Genomic DNA, 19,252 nt, shown 5'->3' with positions numbered 1-19,252 from the left:
AGAGAAAGAGGTAAGAATACTCGAATGAAGATGATGAAAACAAATTTGTTACCCGTGAATGGCGAAAAGAATTACACGATTACCCAATCGTCATCCACAAAAATTAGTTCCCGTAAAAGAAGACGCAGTTTTTTCTTAGATCAGATTATAAAGCTTCTTAAAAAAGAAGATGTAGTTTGAAAACAAAAAATTCCGATAATCGCTTATCGGAATTCTTTATTTAAGTTTTGTCTTATTATTTCTTAGGAGTGATATCCATCAATTTCATAAACTCATCCAGCTTAGGCATGATGATAATCTCTGTTCTTCTGTTTTCAGATCTTCCAGAAATACTCATGTTGGTAGCTTTAGGATTGTATTCAGAACGACCACCTGCTGTAATTCTTGCAGGATCTACCCCAAACTGAGTCTGCAATATTTTAGCAATCGCTGTACCTCTCAATGCAGAAAGATCCCAGTTGTCTCTCGGTAAATTTGCAGAGCTTAATGGCGCATTATCTGTGTTACCTTCAATCAATACAGAATACTTATCATAATCGTTGATTACTTTTGCTACTTTACCCAAAACTTCCTGAGCTGCAGGTAAAACGTTGTAATCTCCTGTTTTGTATAATAATTTATCTGACAATGAAATCATTACAACACCTTTAAGAACTTTTACCTGAACATCCTGATCAGTTACATTATCCAAAGATCTTTTCAACTTGTTTGATAACGCTAAATTTAAACTGTCGTTTTTAGCATTTGCAGAAATCAACTGTTTGATATAAGAATTTGACGCATTGATCTCACCAACCAATTTATCAATATTTGCCGAGCTCTTTCCTGTGTTTGAAAGACAAGCATCCAAAGATGATTTCAAAGCATCGTGCTGACTTTTTAATAAGTTATTTTCCGCCGTCAATGTTGAATTCTGACCTTTCAGATCCTGAATTTCACGTTGTCTCTCACCAATATTTTCAATACACTGTTTGTAGTTGCCACTTAGAGCATCATACTGCTTCTTACTAACGCAAGATGTCATTCCCAACACCACTACTGAAGCTACTAAAATTTTAAAAATCTTCATAAATAAACTTTTTAAACGATTTCAAAGGTAACAAAATTCATTTTAATAATTAGGATTATCTTTGTACAAAAGAAATTCTGAGCATTATGCTTACACAATCCGCATTTGAAGAACAGCTTCAAAATCTCATTCAATTATCAGATAACCCAACCTATCTTTTAGCGGTAAGCGGAGGTGCAGATTCTATGGTTTTAGCGTATCTTTTTAATGAATTACAAGGTTCGGGATACGAGTTTCAGGTTGCGCATATTAATTACAAACTTCGTGGTGAAGATTCTGATTCCGACCAGAAAGTAGTCGAAGATTTTTGCTACAAGAATAATATTAAATTTCATTTATATGAAGTTTCGGAAAAAGATGAGCAGCCAGAAAATTCTATTCAGCTTTGGGCGCGCGAACTTCGTTACCGATTCTTCCGAGAAATTCAGGAGAAAGAAAATCTGGATTTTTTGGTAACCGCTCATCATTTAAATGATCAGTTAGAAACCTTTATTATCAATCTTTCAAAAGCTTCCGGAATTAATGGTTTAAGCGGAATCCCTGCAAATGAAAAAAATATTCTGAGACCATTATTAAATTTTTCAAAAGAAGAAATTTACCAATTTGCTGAAGAAAACAATATTAATTTCCGCGAAGATCTTTCCAATAAAAAAAGTGATTATCTGAGAAATAAAATCAGGAATGAATTGGTTCCTAAACTTTCTGAAACCAATGAACGGTTTTTGGAGAACTTTAGAAAAAGTGTTTCATATTTAAATCAAACTAAAAATTTTGTTAGTCATCAAATTGATGAAATTGAGAAAAGACTATTAATAAAAGCTGAAGGAAACATTGTCTTAAACAAAGAAAAACTGAATCAGGAAACTGAGTTTACCCAGTTTGAGATTTTAAGAAAATATGGATTTAATCAACCTGAAGAAATTGAAAAAATCTTCAAAGCTAAAACTGGAAGTGGATTTTATTCAAAAGAATTTAAATTAATTATCAATAGAAACGAATTGATTTTCATACAATTAAATTTGAATCCTGAAATTTATAAAGAAATTCTTTTAACTAATATCACTGAATTGAATCAAAATCAATTAAGCATCGATATTTCAGAATTTAGTGAGAGTATTAACGGAATCATTACGAACTTTAACTGGGAATTTGATGCCGAAAAAATCATTCATCCGCTAAAACTTCGCAAAAAAAAAGAGGGAGATTGGTTTTGTCCTATTGGTTTCTCAGGAAAAAAGAAAGTTTCGAAATTTTTTAAGGACGAAAAATTGTCTATTTTAGCGAAGCAAAAAATCTGGCTTCTGACTGATGGAGATGACGCCATTTTAGGCATTATTCCGTTCAGACAAGATCGGCGACACGCAAAAGATGAGAAAACGAGGAAGGTTCTCATAATTTTTAATGAAAAGTAAAATGAAATTTAAAAACTGGTTTTTACTAATTCTCCTGTTTTTGGCAACAGGAATTAATGCACAAATAAAAAACCCCGTAAAATTCAAATTCACCGTCAACGAATTAGGTAACAACCAATACGAAGCCGTTTTGAATGCTACACTGGAAAGCGGATGGCATATTTACTCAAGAGATATTCCTGAAGACACAGGAATCCCTACAGAATATGTGGTTTCGGGAAAAAACATTGAACTGATTGGAAAATTTCAGGAAGTCGGAAAAAAGCATGAAGAATTTTCTGAAGCTTTTGGAGGAACGATTATTTACTATTCCAATTCTGCAGGTTTTAAGCAAAAATTTAAACTGAAAGACCCAACAAAAGCTGGAGATGTAGTTGCAGAAATTACTTATCAAACGTGTGACGACAGAGTTTGTCTTGCTCCGAATACTTTAGAATTCAACAAAAAAATTACTCCAACCGGAGTGACCGAAGAAGCTGTAGCTGATGACAAAACTGAGGCAACTAAAGATTCTGCTAAAGTTGTTGAAACGCTTACCGGAAATCCTGTAAAAGGAGATTCTACAATTGTTGAGACCGCAAAATTAGATCCTAAACAATTAAAAGTAGCTTCTATTGATATCTCAAAACCATTAACAGATTGTGGAACAGGTTCTTCAAAAATTGATGAAAATTACTGGACGTATCTTCTATTAGGTTTCATTGGAGGATTAATCGCTTTGTTGACACCATGCGTTTTCCCGATGATTCCATTAACGGTTTCTTTCTTTACAAAAGGGAATAAAAACCCGGCAAAAGGGAAAAGAGATGCTTTGGTTTATGGATTTTTCATCCTTTTAATCTTTGTTTTATTAAGCCTTCCTTTCCATTTAATTGATGGAATTGCAGGAAATATTTTCAACGAAATTTCTACCAACGTTTGGCTGAATATCGTTTTCTTCATCATCTTTATTTTCTTCGCAGGAAGTTTTTTCGGATACTACGATATTACTTTACCAAGCTCTATTGCCAACAAATCTTCAAAAGCAGAAGAAGCAGGCGGAATGATTGGTATTTTCTTCATGGCTTTAACTTTAGTCATTGTTTCTTTCTCTTGTACAGGTCCTATTTTGGGAAGTTTATTGGGAAGTGCCATTACAGGTTCGGCAAACGTTCCGATGTTATTAACATTTGCTTTGGCTGGTTTCGGATTGGCTTGGGCGATTGTTTTCGGATTATTGGCGTTATTCCCGCAAGCTTTACAAAGTCTTCCAAAATCGGGAGGCTGGATGAATACCGTGAAAGTAGTTTTAGGTTTTGTGGAATTGGCTTTAGCTTTAAAATTCTTATCAAAAGCAGACTTAGTTTCTAAGACATTCTTAATTAAAAGAGAGCTTTTCATTGCAATCTGGATTGTAATTGCCATCGGATTGGTTATTTATTTATTTGGATTGATAAGATTCCCTCACGATGATAAGAAACCGAAAATTTCTATTACAAGAAAGATCATTGGAGTTTTAGGAATTGGTTTTGTTGTTTATTTAATTCAGGGTTTAATTCCTGCAGAAAGACCAAAACTAGCACTATTAAGCGGAATTTTGCCTCCTTTGAATGTAAGTTATTTCCATGACGAAAAAGACGGAATTCTGGGAATGCATCCTGAACATGATTTCTTTAATGCTATTGAACTCGCCAAAAAAGAAAACAAACCTATTCTAATTGACTTCACTGGTTACGGTTGTGAAAACTGTAGAAAAATGGAGGAATTCGTTTGGAGTGAGCCGGATATTTTACCAATTCTTCAGAACGACGTTGTACTTGCTTCTCTTTATGTAGACGACAAAGAAGAGCTCCCTGAAGATCAAAAAACCAAAATCGATTTGGGAGATGGACAGGTGAAAAAAGTAAAAACAATTGGTGACAGATGGAGTTTGTTCCAGACCGCTAATTTTAATAATAATTCGCAGCCTCATTACGTTCTTTTAACTCCGGATGGAAAAGTGATCAATACTCCGGTTTCTGGTTATATGGAAAAAGAGAAATTTAAAAAATTCCTGGAATGTGGGGTTAATTATTTCAAGAATAACAAATAAGATAATCAATTATAAATCTAAGCCTTATCAATTCATTTTGATAAGGCTTTTTTAATGAATACATCAATAAATTATTAAAATGAATATTAATTTTCATAATTTAACACCAAAATAAAAATTTAGGTATAAACTTTGCATCGAATCAATTTAAAGTGAAATAAAATTTCATTGATTCTAAAAATTCGTTCAACATTTAAAAAACTGAATTATGGCTGAAGTTATTACAAAAGAAAAATCAGGAGGCAAACAAAACAAAAAACCTATCAAAATCGATATGACTCCGATGGTCGATTTAAATTTTTTATTATTGATGTTTTTCATGTTTACATCAAGTTTTACAAAACCTAATGTAATGGATTTGGGTTTGCCGGCAAAAGATCCAAATCCTGTTCCTATTAACGACAAAGTAATTGATCAACGTAATCAAATTACTTTTATTATTGGAGAAAACAACAGAATTTTTTATCATCAAAGCAATGAAAAAGACCTTACAGAAGCAGGTTTAAAAGAAACAGACTATAACGGTTTGAATGTTTCAAAAATAATTTCTAATGCTTATGAAAAAGCTCCGAAAAAAGAAATTTTCACCATTATTGTAAAACCAACCGATGATGCGAATTACAAAAATTTTGTAGATATGATGGATAATATTTCGATCTCTAAAAAAGAACGATACGGAATAAGCGACATCAAACCTTGGGAAAAGAAAGTTTACGAAAACGTAGTAAAATAATACTTTAAGCAATGTTTTAAAGTAACTTATTTCTATTTATTCGCCACGAATGCACAAATCTTATTCAGTAAAACATTTGTGTATTCGTGGCGAATAAATTTTAAAACTTAGAGCATTTTATAATGCTCTTTTTTTATAAATTTGAGCGTAAATTTCAAACCATGATGAAAAACATTTTAATTTTAGTTGGAATCGGAATCTTAAGCTTTTCATGTTCAAAAAAAGAAACTACAGAAGTCAACAGTAAAGTTGACAGCACAAAAATCGTAGATTCCATCAATGCTGCAAGAACAAAACTGAACGACAGCATTAAAGCCAAAAATAGCGAAAACCGTTTTAAAGATTTCAGCGGAAGTCACAAATTCTTTTATCAGAATGACAGCTCACCTAAATACTCAGGATCTGTCAATTTTACAAAAATTGAAGGCGAAAGAGATAATTATGATGTTTCAGGAAGTATTAAATCAGGAAATAATTCAATTAATATTAAAGGTTTTATACAGGTAGTTTCGGCAAAACACATGAATTTCACCGGAGAAATCACTCAAAAAATTCCGGAAAATGACAACGGAAAACCTTACACAAGAAAAGGCACCAAAACTTTCGCATCTAAAGATGGCGGAAAGACGTACAGACTTCAGGATATGGTAAATCGTTCGGGATTTGTAGATTATATCGACATTCAATACTAAAATTTTAAGATTATGCTCAATTTTGAAAAAAAAGGACAAGGGAAAGAGACGTTGGTTCTGCTTCATGGTTTTATGGAAAACATTTCAATCTGGAGCGACTTTGAAAAAAATCTTTCCAAAGATTTTACTTTACTGAAAATAGATCTTCCGGGACATGGAAAATCGGATATCTTAGCTGAAGTTCACACCATGGAAATGATGGCAGAAGAAGTGAAAAAAGTTTTAGATCATCAAAATTTAAAAAATATCCATTTGCTTGGTCACTCGATGGGTGGTTACGTTTCTTTAGCATTTGCCGAGCAATTTTCTGATTATTTAAAGAGCCTTACTCTATTTTTCTCTACTTATTTTCCGGATGATGTGGAGAAAAAAGAACAGCGTAAGAAAAGCTACAGAATAATAAAAGATGCTTTTGCGCATTATGCAAGAGCCGGAATCCCTAATTTATTTACCCCTAATGAAAGAGATGTTCTGGAAGGAAAAATAGAAACAGCTCTGGAAGTTGCACTATCTACCAATAATCTCGGAGCTTTAGCCTGCGTAAAAGGGATGGTGGAAAGAACAGACAAAAAACATGTTTTAGAAAACCTAGAATGTCGAGTTTTAGTTCTCGCCGGAAAACATGACAATGCTGTAAAAACTGAAAATACGATCAATAATCTTCCCGATCGTACCAATATCAAATCTTATGTTCTTGATTGCGGACACAACGGTCATTGGGAAAAACCTTCTATTTGTGCCGAAATAATCAACACTGAACTTCTTCATCATTTACCAAAAAAATTGGTTCTTTAGAAAACATTTATCAATATTAGATACCATTTATATATAAAATCATATCTTAGTAAGGTTTAAATTTTTCAATGAATTTATTTTCTTTCAAAAAAAAGAAACCCATTATAGGACTTACACTTTCCGGAGGCGGAATGCGCGGAATCGCCCATATTGCTGTTTTAAAAGCGCTGGAAGAATACAATCTTAAACCAGACATTATTTCAGGAACAAGCGCAGGATCTATTGTTGGCGCATTTTATTCGTTCGGGAAAACACCTGATGAAATGATGGAGATTGTAAAGCAGACCACCTTTTTTTCACGTTCTTATCTGAAGCTTTCCAGAAACGGGATTTTCAGCTCAAAATTTATTCTTAAACTTTTTAATGATCATTTTCCTGAAGATGATTTTAAGATTTTAAAAATTCCTGTATATGTTACTGCAACAGAAATGACTCACGGTATTGTAGATTTTTTCTCTGAAGGAGAACTTTTCGGGCCTCTTCTAGCCTCTTCAAGCGTACCTTTTGTTTTGCCTCCTGTAAAAATTGGTGAAAAAATTTATGTTGACGGCGGAGTTTTAGACAACCTTCCGATAGAACCGATTGTTGACAAATGCGATTTCCTGATTGGCTCTCACGTAAACTCTATCAGTTATGACGGATTGGAAAACATGAGTTTAATGAAAGAATTTGACCGTATTTTACATTTAGCCATTGCAAAATCTGTTTATTCTAAAGCAAGTCATTGCGACATATTTTTAGACCCTCCAAAAATGACCAAATTCAGCCTTTTCAATAAAAAGTTTCTGGATGTTATGTTTCAGGAAGTTTATGAATATACCTGTAATGATCTCGAAGAAAGAGGTTATAAGAAGTTATAAGTTTTGAATTATTAGTTATGAGTTTTTGCAACTAACTAACTAACTAACTAACTAACTAACTAACTAACTAACTAACTAACTAACTAACTAACTAACTAACTAACTAACTAACTAACTAACTAACTAACTAACTAACTAACTAACTACAAATTCTCCTCCGCAATTCTACTTTTAAATGTTTCAATCGTATCTGGTAAAGATTCCATCGATTTTCCTCCTGCTGCATTAATGTGACCTCCACCGCTGAAATATTTTCTAGAAAACTGATTTACATCAACATCATCTTTACTTCTGAAAGAAATTTTAATGAAATCTTCGTAAAGATCTTCCATGAAAAACGCAGCCATTTTTACTCCGACAATACTCAGTCCGTAATTTACAAAACCTTCTGTATCTCCTTTCTGGAAACCATATTCCTGAAGTTCTTTTCTCGTCAGATATAAAACCGCAACTTTCCCATCATTTACCACTTCTATTCTACCTAAAATCAAGGCTAATAAATGCAAACGTGAAACGGTATTCGTATCCCAAGTATTAGAAGTAATCACAGACGGATCTGCACCTTTTTCAATCAGATTAGCAACAATTCTGTGCGTTGTTGCACTTGTAGAACGGAAACGGAAACCACCTGTATCAGTCATAATTCCGGTGTAAAGGCATTCTGCAATATCTTGATTAACCAATTTTTCATCGTCCATCGCTTCAATGAAATGATAAACCATCTGACAAGTCGCAGGAATAACGGTATCCGAATATACAAAATCAAAATCTTCAGGTTGTTGATGATGATCGATAAGAATTTTTTTCGCTTTCGCTCTCATCAACCAATCACCCAAAATTCCGATTCTCGCAGGAGAATTGAAATCTAAACAGAAAATGACATCTGCTTCATTAATAATATCAAAAGCAACTTTTCTTTTGTATTCACCAATAATATTTTTCTTCGCTTCAGGCATCCATTTCAGGAATTTCGGGAAATCGTTGGGAACAACAACCTCAGCTTCCAAACCTTTTGCTTTTAAGTAATGTTTTAAACCTAAACTAGAGCCAATAGCGTCTCCATCCGGATTGTAATGGGTAAGAATAACAATTTTATTTTCCGGTACAAGAAGCTTGTTGATTTCTAAAAGTTCTGAAGGTGTAAACATTTTCTTTAAATTTGAGTTTCCAAAGATAAAGGTTTTAAACGGAATGAATAGTAAATATAGAATAGTACAGAGCTAGTTTTTTAATAAATCTCTTTATAAAACAATTAAAAATATTTCAAAAAAAGAAAGGTAATATTTGTATCTATTAAAAAAATTAATATCTTTGCAACCTGAAAATTAATAGATAATTACGACTTAAACATATAGTAATGAGTAAAAGAACATTCCAACCATCAGAAAGAAAGAAAAGAAACAAACACGGTTTCAGAGAAAGAATGTCTACGCCAAACGGAAGAAGAGTTTTGGCAGCGAGAAGAGCTAAAGGCAGAAAAAGCCTTACAGTAAGTTCTGCAAGAGCTAAGAGATAATATTCTTTAGTCAAAATATACAGATCATGCTTGAAAAGTACTTTTTCAGGCATTTTTTGTTGTTAAAATATATTAATTTTTAGGTTTATAGAATATCTTTTTTTATTTTTAAAATCTGAAAAAAGTGCTTTCTGAAAAGCCTATAAAATTTGAATTTATGCCACATACAAATATCACCGGAGACAGTATTGTAAGTTTGCAACACGCAAAGATTGCTCAAAAAAGTTTCACGGTACTTTCTGACGTTAACCTTAATATAAAGAAAGGAAGATTCTGTTATCTTATCGGAAAAACAGGTTCCGGAAAAAGTTCTCTTTTGAAGACTCTTTACGGACATATTCCTTTGGTTGCGGGAAAAGCTGAAGTGGTAGGTTTTGATCTGGCTAAATTAAAAGCATCCGATATTCCTAATCTTAGAAGAAAGCTAGGAATTGTTTTCCAGGATTTTCAATTGCTTTCCGACAGAACGGTTGAAAAAAACTTAAAGTTCGTTTTAGAAGCTACAGGATGGAGCGACAAAACAAAAATTGACGACCGCATCAACGAAGTACTTTCAAGTGTAAACATGAAAGGCAAAAAGCATAAAATGCCACACGAACTTTCAGGTGGAGAACAACAGCGTATTGCCATTGCAAGAGCACTTTTAAACCATCCAGATTTAATTTTAGCAGATGAGCCAACAGGAAATTTAGACCCTGAAACCTCTAACGAAATTATGACGCTTCTGAAAAAAGTTGCTGAAGACAATCATGCAGCTGTAGTAATGGCGACACACGATTATCATATGATTCAGAATTTCCCTGGAGAAGCAATCAGATGTGAAGACGGAAAAGTTTCTGTACTGGATACGTCTGAATTGTTTGAATAAATTAAAAGATTCAGAAATTGAGAGATTCAGAAAATACTAACTTCTAAAATCTAATTTCTAACTTCTTTAAAGACATGAAACTTCTTGGTGAGTTCAAGATATTGGTCCGAGTATTGTCTCGGACTTTTTTCTATAATAAATTCAGACTCTTCCACTTCCTTTTCATTTAAAGAAAACTCAAGGACTAATCTTTTTACTTTTGAATTTTCGATTCCTTTAATATTGACTTGTCGAATCAGAAATAATTGATTTTCATGAGCAATTCTAACAAAATCATGACCCGCTTCAGACGGAATAATCACAGATAAAATACCATTTTCAGAAAGTAATTCTGAGGATTTTGAAATCAGTTGCAAGAAATTTAACTCAACTGTTTGCCGCGCCAATTTATCTTTTTCCGAATCAGATTCTTCAAAATAAGGTGGGTTTGAAACAATTAAATCGAATTTTTCTTCAGACTGAAACGCTTTGAAATCTTGGAGAATATATTTTAATCTTAAATGAAATGGTGAATTTTCAAAATTGCTTTTAGTCAGATTTACTGCTTCTTCATTAATATCAATTCCTAAAAAATCTGCCTGAGAATTTCTTTGCGCCAACATTAACGAAATCAAGCCTGTTCCCGTCCCTACTTCCAGTACTTTAGAAACATTATCCACATTCGCTAAAGAACCCAGCAAAACACCGTCTGTTCCTACACGGAAGACGTTTTTTGACTGCTGAATTTCGAACTGTTTAAATTTAAAAGATTTCACTATAAATTGGTCGGTAAAGTGATGGTAAATGTAGACCCTTTTCCAGCTACAGATTTTACGGAAATTTCACCTTTGTAGTCCTCAACCATTTTTCTGACCATCGATAAACCAAGTCCCATCCCACTGTTTTTAGAGGTAAAATTGGGTTCAAATATTTTTTCGAACATATCCTCGGGAATTCCGATACCGTTATCCTCAACAGAAATAATGACCCTTCTCTGATGCTGCTCAATATCTACATTCACCAAAAGATTTCGATCATCACTTTGCGCCTGTTTGGCATTGGTAACCAAATTGGTAATAATTCTGGAAAGGAAAACACGATCCATCGTAATCATAATATTGCTCTTATTCGTATGAACGAATATCTGATCATCATTGAAAACTCTTAAAATATCTTCTATTTCACTATTCAAATTAATAACTTCATTATTCTTTTCGGGAAGTTTGGCAAATTCAGAAAAAGCAGAAGCCACGGTTGCAATAACATCGATCTGATCAACCATTGTTTTGCTCATCTGCTTTACTCTTTCTGTAACATTCGGATCTTGCGGATCAAATTTCCTTTCAAAATTCTGAATGGTCAATTTCATTGGAGTCAGTGGATTTTTCACTTCATGCGCCACCTGTTTTGCCATTTCACGCCACGCTTCCTCAGAAGCTTTAAAACGAAGTCTTTCTTTCTGATCCTGAATCTGAAGAATCATCCTGTTATACGCTCTCGCCAAAGCATTCAGTTCATCATTTTTATAATATTTGATAGGGCGCATTTCATTCTCAAAAAGAGTGATGCGGGTAATCATATCTGAGAATTTCGTGATATTTTTCGCTAAATTATTTGAAGTAACCCAACTGAGCCAAATGCTGAAAACAATAATAATTAAATCTATCATAAGTATGTAAATCACATACTTATGTAATACTTCCATGTAAGCAGACTCATTATGATACAACGGAATATAGATAATCCCGATTGGCTCCCACATATTATTTTTCAGAACGAGATACGATGAAGTATATACCGCATCTTTATCAGCATCATACCCTCGAATATCATATCGGGTTTCTTTCGATAAGATCTTATTGACAATATCTACCGGAACTTTTTTGCGGTCAACAAGATTCAAATCTTTATTTGACAGCAAATAATTACCTTTCAGATCATAAACAATAATATCGTGCTGATTAATATCTGCAATTTCAAATATCTTATTTCCTAAAACCTTTTTAAGATCCTGAGTTTGCACAGAAGTACGGCTCAAAGCATAATCGAAATACGCCATTACCGCATTGGTTTTTTCCTGCATATCAATTTTGCTTTGTTGCAGAGCATTATTCCGCAACACAAAATAAGGAACCAACGAAGATGCAGCAACACTTAAAAGACATATTAATAAGAATCCGAAAAATACACGGTTTCTTAAGCTATATCCTTTATATTTATTAAATGCCATTCTGCCTGCTAATTAGTTTTGAGATGTACTTACCAATAATATCAAACTCCAGGTTTACTTTATCGGCTACCTGAAGTGTATTCATATTGGTAAATTCCCAAGTGTATGGGATGATAGCTACAGAAAACTGAAAGTCTTCACTTTTAGCTACCGTCAAACTAATTCCGTTAACCGTGATTGAGCCTTGAGGAACTGTAACAAAATTACCTTCTGAATTATATTTTACAGTAACAAAATAGCTGCCATCTTTGTTTTCGATGCTCACAATTTCTCCGGTTTTGTCTACATGACCTTGTACGATATGTCCATCAAGCCTTCCGTCCATCTTCATACAGCGCTCCAAATTAACAACGCTTCCTACTTTCCATTTCCCTAAATTTGTTTTTTCTAAAGTTTCATTAATTGCAGTAACCACATATCGATCATCTTTTATCTCTACAACCGTCAAACAACAGCCGTTATGGGCAAGACTTTGATCGATCTTTAGTTCGTTCGTAAAAGGACAACTTAGTGTAAAGTCTATATTCGTTCCGTTTTCCTGTATTTTCTCAATAACCCCTACTGCTTCAATAATTCCTGTGAACATATTATTTTTTGCTAAATTTGTAAAATTATAATCTTCAAAGATAATCAAAATGAGCCCAAAAAACCATAAAGTACGAGTAGGAATTTCAATTGGAGATTTCAACGGCATCGGCCCCGAAATCATCATGAAGTCTCTGACGGACAAAACTATTACAGATTTTTTCACTCCAATTATTTTTGGATCGGGCAAACTTTTCACTTATCAGAAAAATCTTTTTAAGCTTAATTTAAATTTCAATTACATCACCGAAGCTTCACAAGCCCAAAATGGGAAGCTGAATATGGTGAACCTTGTGAAAGAAAATTCTAATGTAGAGCTTGGAAAACCTACAGAAGAATCTACCAAAATGGCAATAGATTCGTTGGAAGCAGCAACTGAAGCTTTAATGAAAGGCGAAATTGATGTTTTGGTAACCGCACCTATCAACAAAGATGAGATGGTAAAAATGGGTTTCAAACATGCAGGTCACACCGGTTATTTTGAAGAAAAATTTAATAAAAAAGGCTTAATGTTTTTGGTATCGGAAGATTTGAAAGTAGCTGTTTCTACTCATCATATTCCTATCTCTCAGGTTGCTGAAAATATTTCTAAAGAAAAAATAAAAAAGCAGATCCGCGCTTTAAATCAAACTTTAATTGAAGATTTTGCGATCAGAAGACCAAAAATTGCGGTTTTAGGGTTAAATCCGCATTCAGGTGATGGCGGAGTAATCGGAAATGAAGAAATAGAAATCATTTCTCCGGCAATCAAAGAACTTTCAGACAACGGAATCCTTACTTTCGGACCTTTCCCTGCAGACAGTTTTTTTCAGCCTGCAAAATATAAAAATTACGATGCTGTTTTAGCAATGTATCACGATCAGGGATTAGCACCTTTTAAAACTTTAGCGTATGAAGAAGGAGTAAATTATACTGCTGCACTTCCTTTTATCAGAACGTCACCCGATCACGGCGTAGCCTATGATATTGCAGGAAAAAACGTTGCCGATGCGCAAAGTTTTATGGAAGCTATTTTCACGGCAATTAAAATTTTCAATAACCGAAATGATTATAAAGATTTGATGAGCAATCGCCTACAGCCAAGAAGGATGCCATCGGATAACGGAATTGATGAAGATCTACCAATAGAAAGCGAAATGTAAAATCTGTAAACGAATTAAAATTAATTTGTTATGAATTTTATTTGTAATATTAAAAAAAATGCATATTTTTGCACACTCATTTTATGGACAAGTTAAGAAACTACGACGTAAGCTTTTCCGGGCTAAAAACCGGTAAGCACGAGTTCAAGTTTGAGATAGATAAAGAGTTCTTTCAATTATTTGACACTGATCAGGAATTTACAAATCCTAAAATTGCAGTTGATGTTTTACTTGATAAACACACTACTTTTTTAGAATTTGAAATAAAAGTAGATGGTACAGTAGAATTGGTTTGTGATATCACCAACGAAGATTTTACTTACCCTATCGAAAACCAAATTGGTATTTTGGTAAAGTTCGGAGAAGAATATGATGACAGCGAAGAAGATGTCATCACCATTCCTGCAAACGATCACGCTTTTAATATTTCGCAATTGATATATGAAAACGTGGCACTTTCAATACCCATGAAAAAATTATCACCCAACGTAAGTGATGAAGATTTGGAAATCCTTGAAAAATTCAGTCCAAAAGAAATAGAGAAAGAAGAAGAAAGCGATCCTAGATGGGACGCATTAAAAAATTTAAAGAATAAAAATTAAATAGTTTAATGATGAGATGATGAATCTCATCACTCATCAATTAAAAAAGTTATTACAAAATGGCACATCCAAAGAGAAGACAATCGTCTACAAGAAGAGATAAGAGGAGAACTCATTATAAAGCTGTAGTTCCTCAATTAGCAAAAGATGCAACATCAGGAGAAATGCATTTATACCACAGAGCTCACTGGCATGAAGGAAAACTTTACTACAGAGGTAAAGTAGTAATGGAAAAAGAAGTAGCTACTACTGAAGAAAACTAAGAGTCGCTTTTCATCGAAAAACACTCGTTTTAATACAGAAACCGCCCAATTTTTATAAAATTTGGCGGTTTTTTGTTGTTTTTTGTGTTTTTTTGGTATCTTTGACAGCAAATCAAATATCAAATTTATGGACATTAAAGACATACAAAATCTTATCAAGTTTGTATCTAAAGCTGAAGTTTCAGAAGTAAAATATAAAACTAAAGATTTCGAAATTACTATTAAAACTCCACTAGGTGGTAATGAAGTAAGCTATGTTGCTCAACCTGCAATGTATCAGCAAGCTCCACAACAAGTGGCTCCAGGTCATGCTCCTGCTCCAGTTTCTGCAACTCCAGAAAAAACAGAAGCAGCTTCTGACGATAGTAAATATGTAACTATTAAATCTCCAATGATCGGAACTTTCTACAGAAAACCATCTCCAGATAAAGATGTTTTTGTAAATGTAGGTGACGAAGTTTCTAACGGAAAAGTAGTTTGTGTAATCGAAGCAATGAAGTTATTCAACCAAATCGAGTCTGAAGTAAGCGGTAAAATCGTTAAGATTTTAGTTGATGATGCTACTCCTGTTGAATACGACCAACCATTATTCTTAGTAGATCCATCTTAATTAGAAGTTAGATGTTAGACATTAGATGTTAGATTAAATTCTACATTAAAATAACATTATCTAATTTTCAAATTATCTAATTTTCAAATTGAAGAAGATGTTCAAAAAAATATTAATCGCCAATCGTGGCGAAATTGCAATGCGTATTTTACGTACTTGTAAAGAAATGGGAATCAAAACCGTTGCGGTATATTCTACTGCCGATAAAGACAGTCTTCACGTAAGATTTGCTGACGAGGCTGTTTGTATTGGTCCTGCAATGAGTAAAGACTCATATCTTAAAATCCCTAATATTATTGCTGCTGCAGAGATTACCAATGCAGACGCAATTCACCCAGGGTATGGTTTCTTATCTGAAAATGCTAATTTCTCAAGAATCTGTCAGAAAAACGGTATCAAATTTATTGGTGCATCTCCTGAACAGATCGAAAGAATGGGAGACAAAGCCAATGCTAAAGCTACCATGAAAGCGGCAAACGTACCTTGCGTACCCGGTTCTGAAGGTTTAATTGAATCTTACGAGCACGCAGTAAAAACAGCAGAAGAAACAGGCTATCCTGTAATGATCAAAGCTACCGCAGGTGGTGGAGGAAAAGGAATGAGAGCTGTTTGGAAAGCTGAAGACCTTAAAGAACACTGGGAATCTGCAATTCAGGAAGCTGTTGCTGCCTTCGGAAACGGAGGAATGTACATGGAAAAACTGATTGAAGAACCAAGACATATCGAGATTCAGGTTGCAGGTGACCAATTTGGTAAAGCTTGCCACCTTTCTGAAAGAGACTGTTCTGTACAAAGAAGAAACCAGAAATTAACTGAAGAAACTCCTTCTCCATTCATGACTGACGAACTTCGTGAGAAAATGGGTGATGCAGCAGTAAAAGCAGCAGAATTTATCGGTTATGAAGGTGTAGGTACCATCGAATTCCTTGTTGACAAGCACAGAAATTTCTATTTCATGGAAATGAATACAAGAATTCAGGTTGAGCACCCAATTACTGAACAGGTTATTGATTACGACTTAATCAGAGAACAAATTCTTTTGGCAGCAGGAACTCCTATTTCAGGAATCAACCATTATCCGAAATTACATTCTATTGAATGTAGAATCAATGCAGAAGATCCTTATGCTGATTTCAGACCTTCACCGGGAAAAATCACAGGATTAAATATCCCTGGAGGACACGGAATCAGAGTTGACACTCACGTTTACTCAGGGTATACCATTCCTTCAAACTACGATTCAATGATCGCAAAATTGATTACTACGGCTCAAACCCGTGAAGAAGCAATTGCAAAAATGAAACGTGCTTTGGAAGAATTCTATGTTGAAGGAGTAAAAACCACAATTCCTTTCCACAGACAGTTGATGGAAGATGAAGATTATCTTTCAGGAAACTATACAACAAAATTCATGGAGAGTTTTGTAATGGATAAAAAATATGATAATCACTAAGATTATTTTAAAATACATATTGAAAACCGCTTCACTTGAGGCGGTTTTTTTATTTAAAATTAAATTCATTTCAAAAGATATAAAAACTGGAAGTCATAATTTGTTTGAGCAATATTTTCTAAAGGATTATTTCATACCATCAAAACACACTTGAATATATCTAATATTCAGCATCATTATTCTGTTGAACCATCTGGTTTATTATACTTAAATTTGTAAAAAGCAAAAAAAGATATGTCAATAGCAGAACAAACAAAAAACTCACAATATTTTATTGAACTCGAAGAAAAACATGGTGCCCACAATTATCATCCGCTTCCTGTGGTTTTAGATAAAGGTGAAGGTGTTTTTGTTTGGGATGTTGAAGGTAAAAAATATTACGATTTCCTTTCGGCTTATTCAGCAGTGAACCAAGGGCATTCTCATCCAAAAATCGTCGATGCCTTGGTAAATCAGGCTAAAAAATTAGCTTTAACTTCCAGAGCTTTTTACAATTCAAATTTGGGAGAATACGAGAAGAAAATTACTACTCTTTTCGGATTTGATAAGGTTTTACCGATGAACTCCGGAGCTGAAGCTGTAGAAACGGCAGTAAAATTAGCTAGAAAATGGAGCTATGAAGTAAAAGGAATTTCAGAAAATGCAGCTAAAATTGTAGTTTGTGAAAACAATTTCCACGGAAGAACGACAACAATCGTTTCTTTCTCAAACGATCCTGATGCCAATAAAAACTACGGTCCTTTCACACCGGGATTTGTAAAAATTCCTTACAACGATCTTGCAGCTTTAGAAGAAGTTTTAAAAAATGACGCTCAAAATATTGCAGCATTTTTGGTTGAACCAATTCAGGGAGAAGCTGGAGTTTATGTTCCGGATGAAAATTTCCTTAAGAATGCATTAGAATTATGTAAAAAACACAATGTCCTTTTCATTGCAGACGAAGTACAGACAGGAATTGCTAGAACTGGTAAATTGATTGCTTGTCACCATGAAGATGTACAACCCGATATTTTAATTTTAGGAAAAGCACTTTCAGGTGGAATGTATCCTGTTTCTGCCGTTTTGGCGAATGATGAGATTATGAATGTTATCAAGCCAGGTCAACATGGTTCTACTTTTGGAGGAAACCCAATTGCCTGTGCTGTTGCAATTGCAGCTTTAGATGTCGTAGAAGAAGAAAAACTTTCTGAAAGAGCTGAAGAATTAGGAAAACTATTCAGAAGCGAAATCGAAAAACTAATTGAAAAATCAGACTTAATTACCAAAGTAAGAGGAAAAGGTTTATTGAATGCAATCTTAATCAATGATACTCCTGAAAGTTCTACCGCATGGAATCTTTGTTTACAATTAAAAGAAAACGGACTTTTAGCAAAACCAACCCACGGAAACATCATCAGATTAGCACCACCTTTGGTTATTACTGAAGAGCAATTATTAGATTGTGTGAAGATTATTGAGAAAACAATCTTAGATTTCAAAAAATAAAATCAAATATTTTCAAAAAAATAACACTCTAAATCAGAGTGTTATTTTTTTATTCAATAAATCGAACAAACGATTGTTTAACTTTTGTGTTTATTTTTAATCTAACCTTTCATAATGTGAATGGTATGGAAGATCCAAAAATAAGTGCTTTATTAATTGTCTTTAATGAAGAGAAAAATATTGAAGAAGCTTTAAACTCGGTAGAATTTGCCGATGAAATTATTGTCTTAGATTCTTTCAGCACAGATAAAACAGTTGACATTATAAAAAGTAAATACCCAAAAGTGAAGCTCTATCAAAATAAATTTGAAGATTTTACCAAACAGCGCAATCTCTGCATTTCTTATGCAAAAAACGACTGGATTCTATTTTTAGATGCTGATGAGCGAATTACTCCGAAATTGAAAAATGAAATTTTAAAAGAAATTAAAAAACCCGTTACTCAAAATGCCTACTTTTTTAAACGAAAATTCTTTTTTATGGGTGAAAAAGTAAACTATTCAGGTACTCAGAATGATAAAAACATCCGTCTTTTTAAAAAGGAAGTGGCTCATTACGACGAAAACAAAAGAGTTCATGAAGGCTTGAGTAATGTCAACAATCCGGGAACTTTACAAAACTATCTTCTTCATTTTTCTTTTGATTCTTATGACGCATATTACAAAAAAGTCATTCACTATTCAAAACTGAAAGCAAAAGATTTGCATGAAAAAAAAATTCCATATCAAATGATAAAGCAATTATCGAAAAGCGCCTTTAGTTTCTTTAAAATGTATTTTCTAAAGCTCGGAATCTTAGATGGCAAAAAAGGGCTAATCCTCTCCTATTTAAGCGCTTTAAGTTCTTTTAAAACCTATGAGTATTTAAAAGAAGAATATGCATAACAA

General features: G+C 33.6%; 20 protein-coding genes. 15 read left to right on the top strand and 5 right to left on the bottom strand.

What is annotated here, in order from left to right; translation table 11 throughout:
* Positions 1-235: 235 nt before the first annotated feature.
* Positions 236-1,069, bottom strand: a complete 834-nt coding sequence (locus tag FDY99_RS12715; protein ID WP_139421963.1) for an OmpA family protein — start codon at positions 1,067-1,069, stop codon at positions 236-238.
* Between the two features lie 86 nt (positions 1,070-1,155).
* Here FDY99_RS12715 and tilS point away from each other — a divergent pair, with 86 nt between their 5' ends.
* The 6 genes from tilS to FDY99_RS12685 all read left to right on the top strand — a co-directional run bounded on the left by tilS (position 1,156) and on the right by FDY99_RS12685 (position 7,632).
* Positions 1,156-2,481 carry a tRNA lysidine(34) synthetase TilS gene (gene tilS, locus FDY99_RS12710; protein ID WP_139421961.1) on the top strand — a complete coding sequence of 442 codons (1,326 nt, stop codon included), beginning with the start codon at positions 1,156-1,158 and terminating at the stop codon, positions 2,479-2,481.
* Position 2,482: 1 nt separating this feature from the next.
* Positions 2,483-4,552, top strand: coding sequence for a protein-disulfide reductase DsbD family protein (locus FDY99_RS12705; protein ID WP_139421959.1), 2,070 nt, complete (start codon positions 2,483-2,485; stop codon positions 4,550-4,552).
* A gap of 208 nt (positions 4,553-4,760) precedes the next feature.
* Positions 4,761-5,285: an ExbD/TolR family protein gene (locus tag FDY99_RS12700; protein ID WP_139421957.1), complete on the top strand. Its 525-nt coding sequence runs from the start codon at positions 4,761-4,763 to the stop codon at positions 5,283-5,285.
* 161 nt (positions 5,286-5,446) lie between these two features.
* Positions 5,447-5,977: a hypothetical protein gene (locus FDY99_RS12695; protein WP_139421955.1), complete on the top strand. Its 531-nt coding sequence runs from the start codon at positions 5,447-5,449 to the stop codon at positions 5,975-5,977.
* A gap of 12 nt (positions 5,978-5,989) precedes the next feature.
* On the top strand, positions 5,990-6,772 hold the full coding sequence (locus FDY99_RS12690; RefSeq protein ID WP_139421953.1) for an alpha/beta fold hydrolase: 783 nt from the start codon (positions 5,990-5,992) through the stop codon (positions 6,770-6,772).
* A 68-nt stretch (positions 6,773-6,840) separates the two neighbouring features.
* Positions 6,841-7,632, top strand: a complete 792-nt coding sequence (locus FDY99_RS12685; RefSeq protein ID WP_074232083.1) for a patatin-like phospholipase family protein — start codon at positions 6,841-6,843, stop codon at positions 7,630-7,632.
* Positions 7,633-7,775: 143 nt separating this feature from the next.
* Here FDY99_RS12685 and FDY99_RS12680 read toward each other — a convergent pair whose 3' ends face one another.
* Positions 7,776-8,780 (bottom strand): DHH family phosphoesterase, encoded by a 1,005-nt coding sequence (locus FDY99_RS12680; protein WP_074232084.1) that lies wholly within the window; start codon positions 8,778-8,780, stop codon positions 7,776-7,778.
* A gap of 209 nt (positions 8,781-8,989) precedes the next feature.
* Here FDY99_RS12680 and rpmH point away from each other — a divergent pair, with 209 nt between their 5' ends.
* Together rpmH and FDY99_RS12670 are read left to right on the top strand one after the other, a co-directional pair.
* Positions 8,990-9,148 carry a 50S ribosomal protein L34 gene (gene rpmH, locus FDY99_RS12675; RefSeq protein WP_034679005.1) on the top strand — a complete coding sequence of 53 codons (159 nt, stop codon included), beginning with the start codon at positions 8,990-8,992 and terminating at the stop codon, positions 9,146-9,148.
* Between the two features lie 157 nt (positions 9,149-9,305).
* The gene (locus FDY99_RS12670; protein ID WP_074232085.1) at positions 9,306-10,016 is read left to right on the top strand and encodes a cell division ATP-binding protein FtsE; all 711 of its coding nucleotides are present in this window, start codon (positions 9,306-9,308) and stop codon (positions 10,014-10,016) included.
* A 50-nt stretch (positions 10,017-10,066) separates the two neighbouring features.
* On the opposite strand, the gene FDY99_RS12665 is transcribed toward FDY99_RS12670, so the two are convergent.
* Genes FDY99_RS12665 through FDY99_RS12655 form a run of 3 tightly spaced genes read right to left on the bottom strand, consistent with a single transcriptional unit; the run spans position 10,067 to position 12,811 of the window.
* On the bottom strand, positions 10,067-10,771 hold the full coding sequence (locus FDY99_RS12665; protein ID WP_139421950.1) for a tRNA1(Val) (adenine(37)-N6)-methyltransferase: 705 nt from the start codon (positions 10,769-10,771) through the stop codon (positions 10,067-10,069).
* On the bottom strand, positions 10,771-12,225 hold the full coding sequence (locus FDY99_RS12660; protein ID WP_139421948.1) for a sensor histidine kinase: 1,455 nt from the start codon (positions 12,223-12,225) through the stop codon (positions 10,771-10,773). Before FDY99_RS12660 ends, FDY99_RS12665 begins: the two co-directional genes overlap by 1 nt.
* Positions 12,215-12,811, bottom strand: a complete 597-nt coding sequence (locus FDY99_RS12655; RefSeq protein ID WP_139421946.1) for a riboflavin synthase — start codon at positions 12,809-12,811, stop codon at positions 12,215-12,217. Before FDY99_RS12655 ends, FDY99_RS12660 begins: the two co-directional genes overlap by 11 nt.
* A 49-nt stretch (positions 12,812-12,860) precedes the next feature.
* Between FDY99_RS12655 and pdxA the strand changes: the two genes are divergently transcribed.
* From pdxA to FDY99_RS12620, 7 genes are all read left to right on the top strand, one after another.
* A complete protein-coding gene (gene pdxA, locus FDY99_RS12650) occupies positions 12,861-13,952 on the top strand; it encodes a 4-hydroxythreonine-4-phosphate dehydrogenase PdxA (RefSeq protein WP_074232088.1) in 1,092 nt (363 codons plus the stop codon).
* 83 nt (positions 13,953-14,035) lie between these two features.
* Positions 14,036-14,554 (top strand): YceD family protein, encoded by a 519-nt coding sequence (locus FDY99_RS12645; RefSeq protein WP_139421944.1) that lies wholly within the window; start codon positions 14,036-14,038, stop codon positions 14,552-14,554.
* Positions 14,555-14,613: 59 nt separating this feature from the next.
* Positions 14,614-14,817: a 50S ribosomal protein L32 gene (rpmF, locus tag FDY99_RS12640; RefSeq protein ID WP_066674711.1), complete on the top strand. Its 204-nt coding sequence runs from the start codon at positions 14,614-14,616 to the stop codon at positions 14,815-14,817.
* A gap of 127 nt (positions 14,818-14,944) precedes the next feature.
* On the top strand, positions 14,945-15,427 hold the full coding sequence (gene accB / locus FDY99_RS12635; protein ID WP_102980004.1) for an acetyl-CoA carboxylase biotin carboxyl carrier protein: 483 nt from the start codon (positions 14,945-14,947) through the stop codon (positions 15,425-15,427).
* 97 nt (positions 15,428-15,524) lie between these two features.
* The gene (gene accC, locus FDY99_RS12630) at positions 15,525-16,880 is read left to right on the top strand and encodes an acetyl-CoA carboxylase biotin carboxylase subunit (RefSeq protein WP_139421942.1); all 1,356 of its coding nucleotides are present in this window, start codon (positions 15,525-15,527) and stop codon (positions 16,878-16,880) included.
* A gap of 234 nt (positions 16,881-17,114) precedes the next feature.
* Positions 17,115-18,365, top strand: a complete 1,251-nt coding sequence (gene rocD / locus FDY99_RS12625) for an ornithine--oxo-acid transaminase (protein WP_139421941.1) — start codon at positions 17,115-17,117, stop codon at positions 18,363-18,365.
* A 125-nt stretch (positions 18,366-18,490) separates the two neighbouring features.
* Entirely contained in the window at positions 18,491-19,249 is a 759-nt protein-coding gene (locus FDY99_RS12620; RefSeq protein ID WP_139421939.1) for a glycosyltransferase family 2 protein, read from the top strand.
* Positions 19,250-19,252 lie beyond the last annotated feature (3 nt).

Source organism: Chryseobacterium mulctrae (assembly GCF_006175945.1).
Classification (GTDB): Bacteria; Bacteroidota; Bacteroidia; order Flavobacteriales; family Weeksellaceae; genus Chryseobacterium; species Chryseobacterium mulctrae.
Note: the sequence above shows the minus strand (reverse complement) of the source record. Positions and strands in the feature narration are given on the sequence as shown.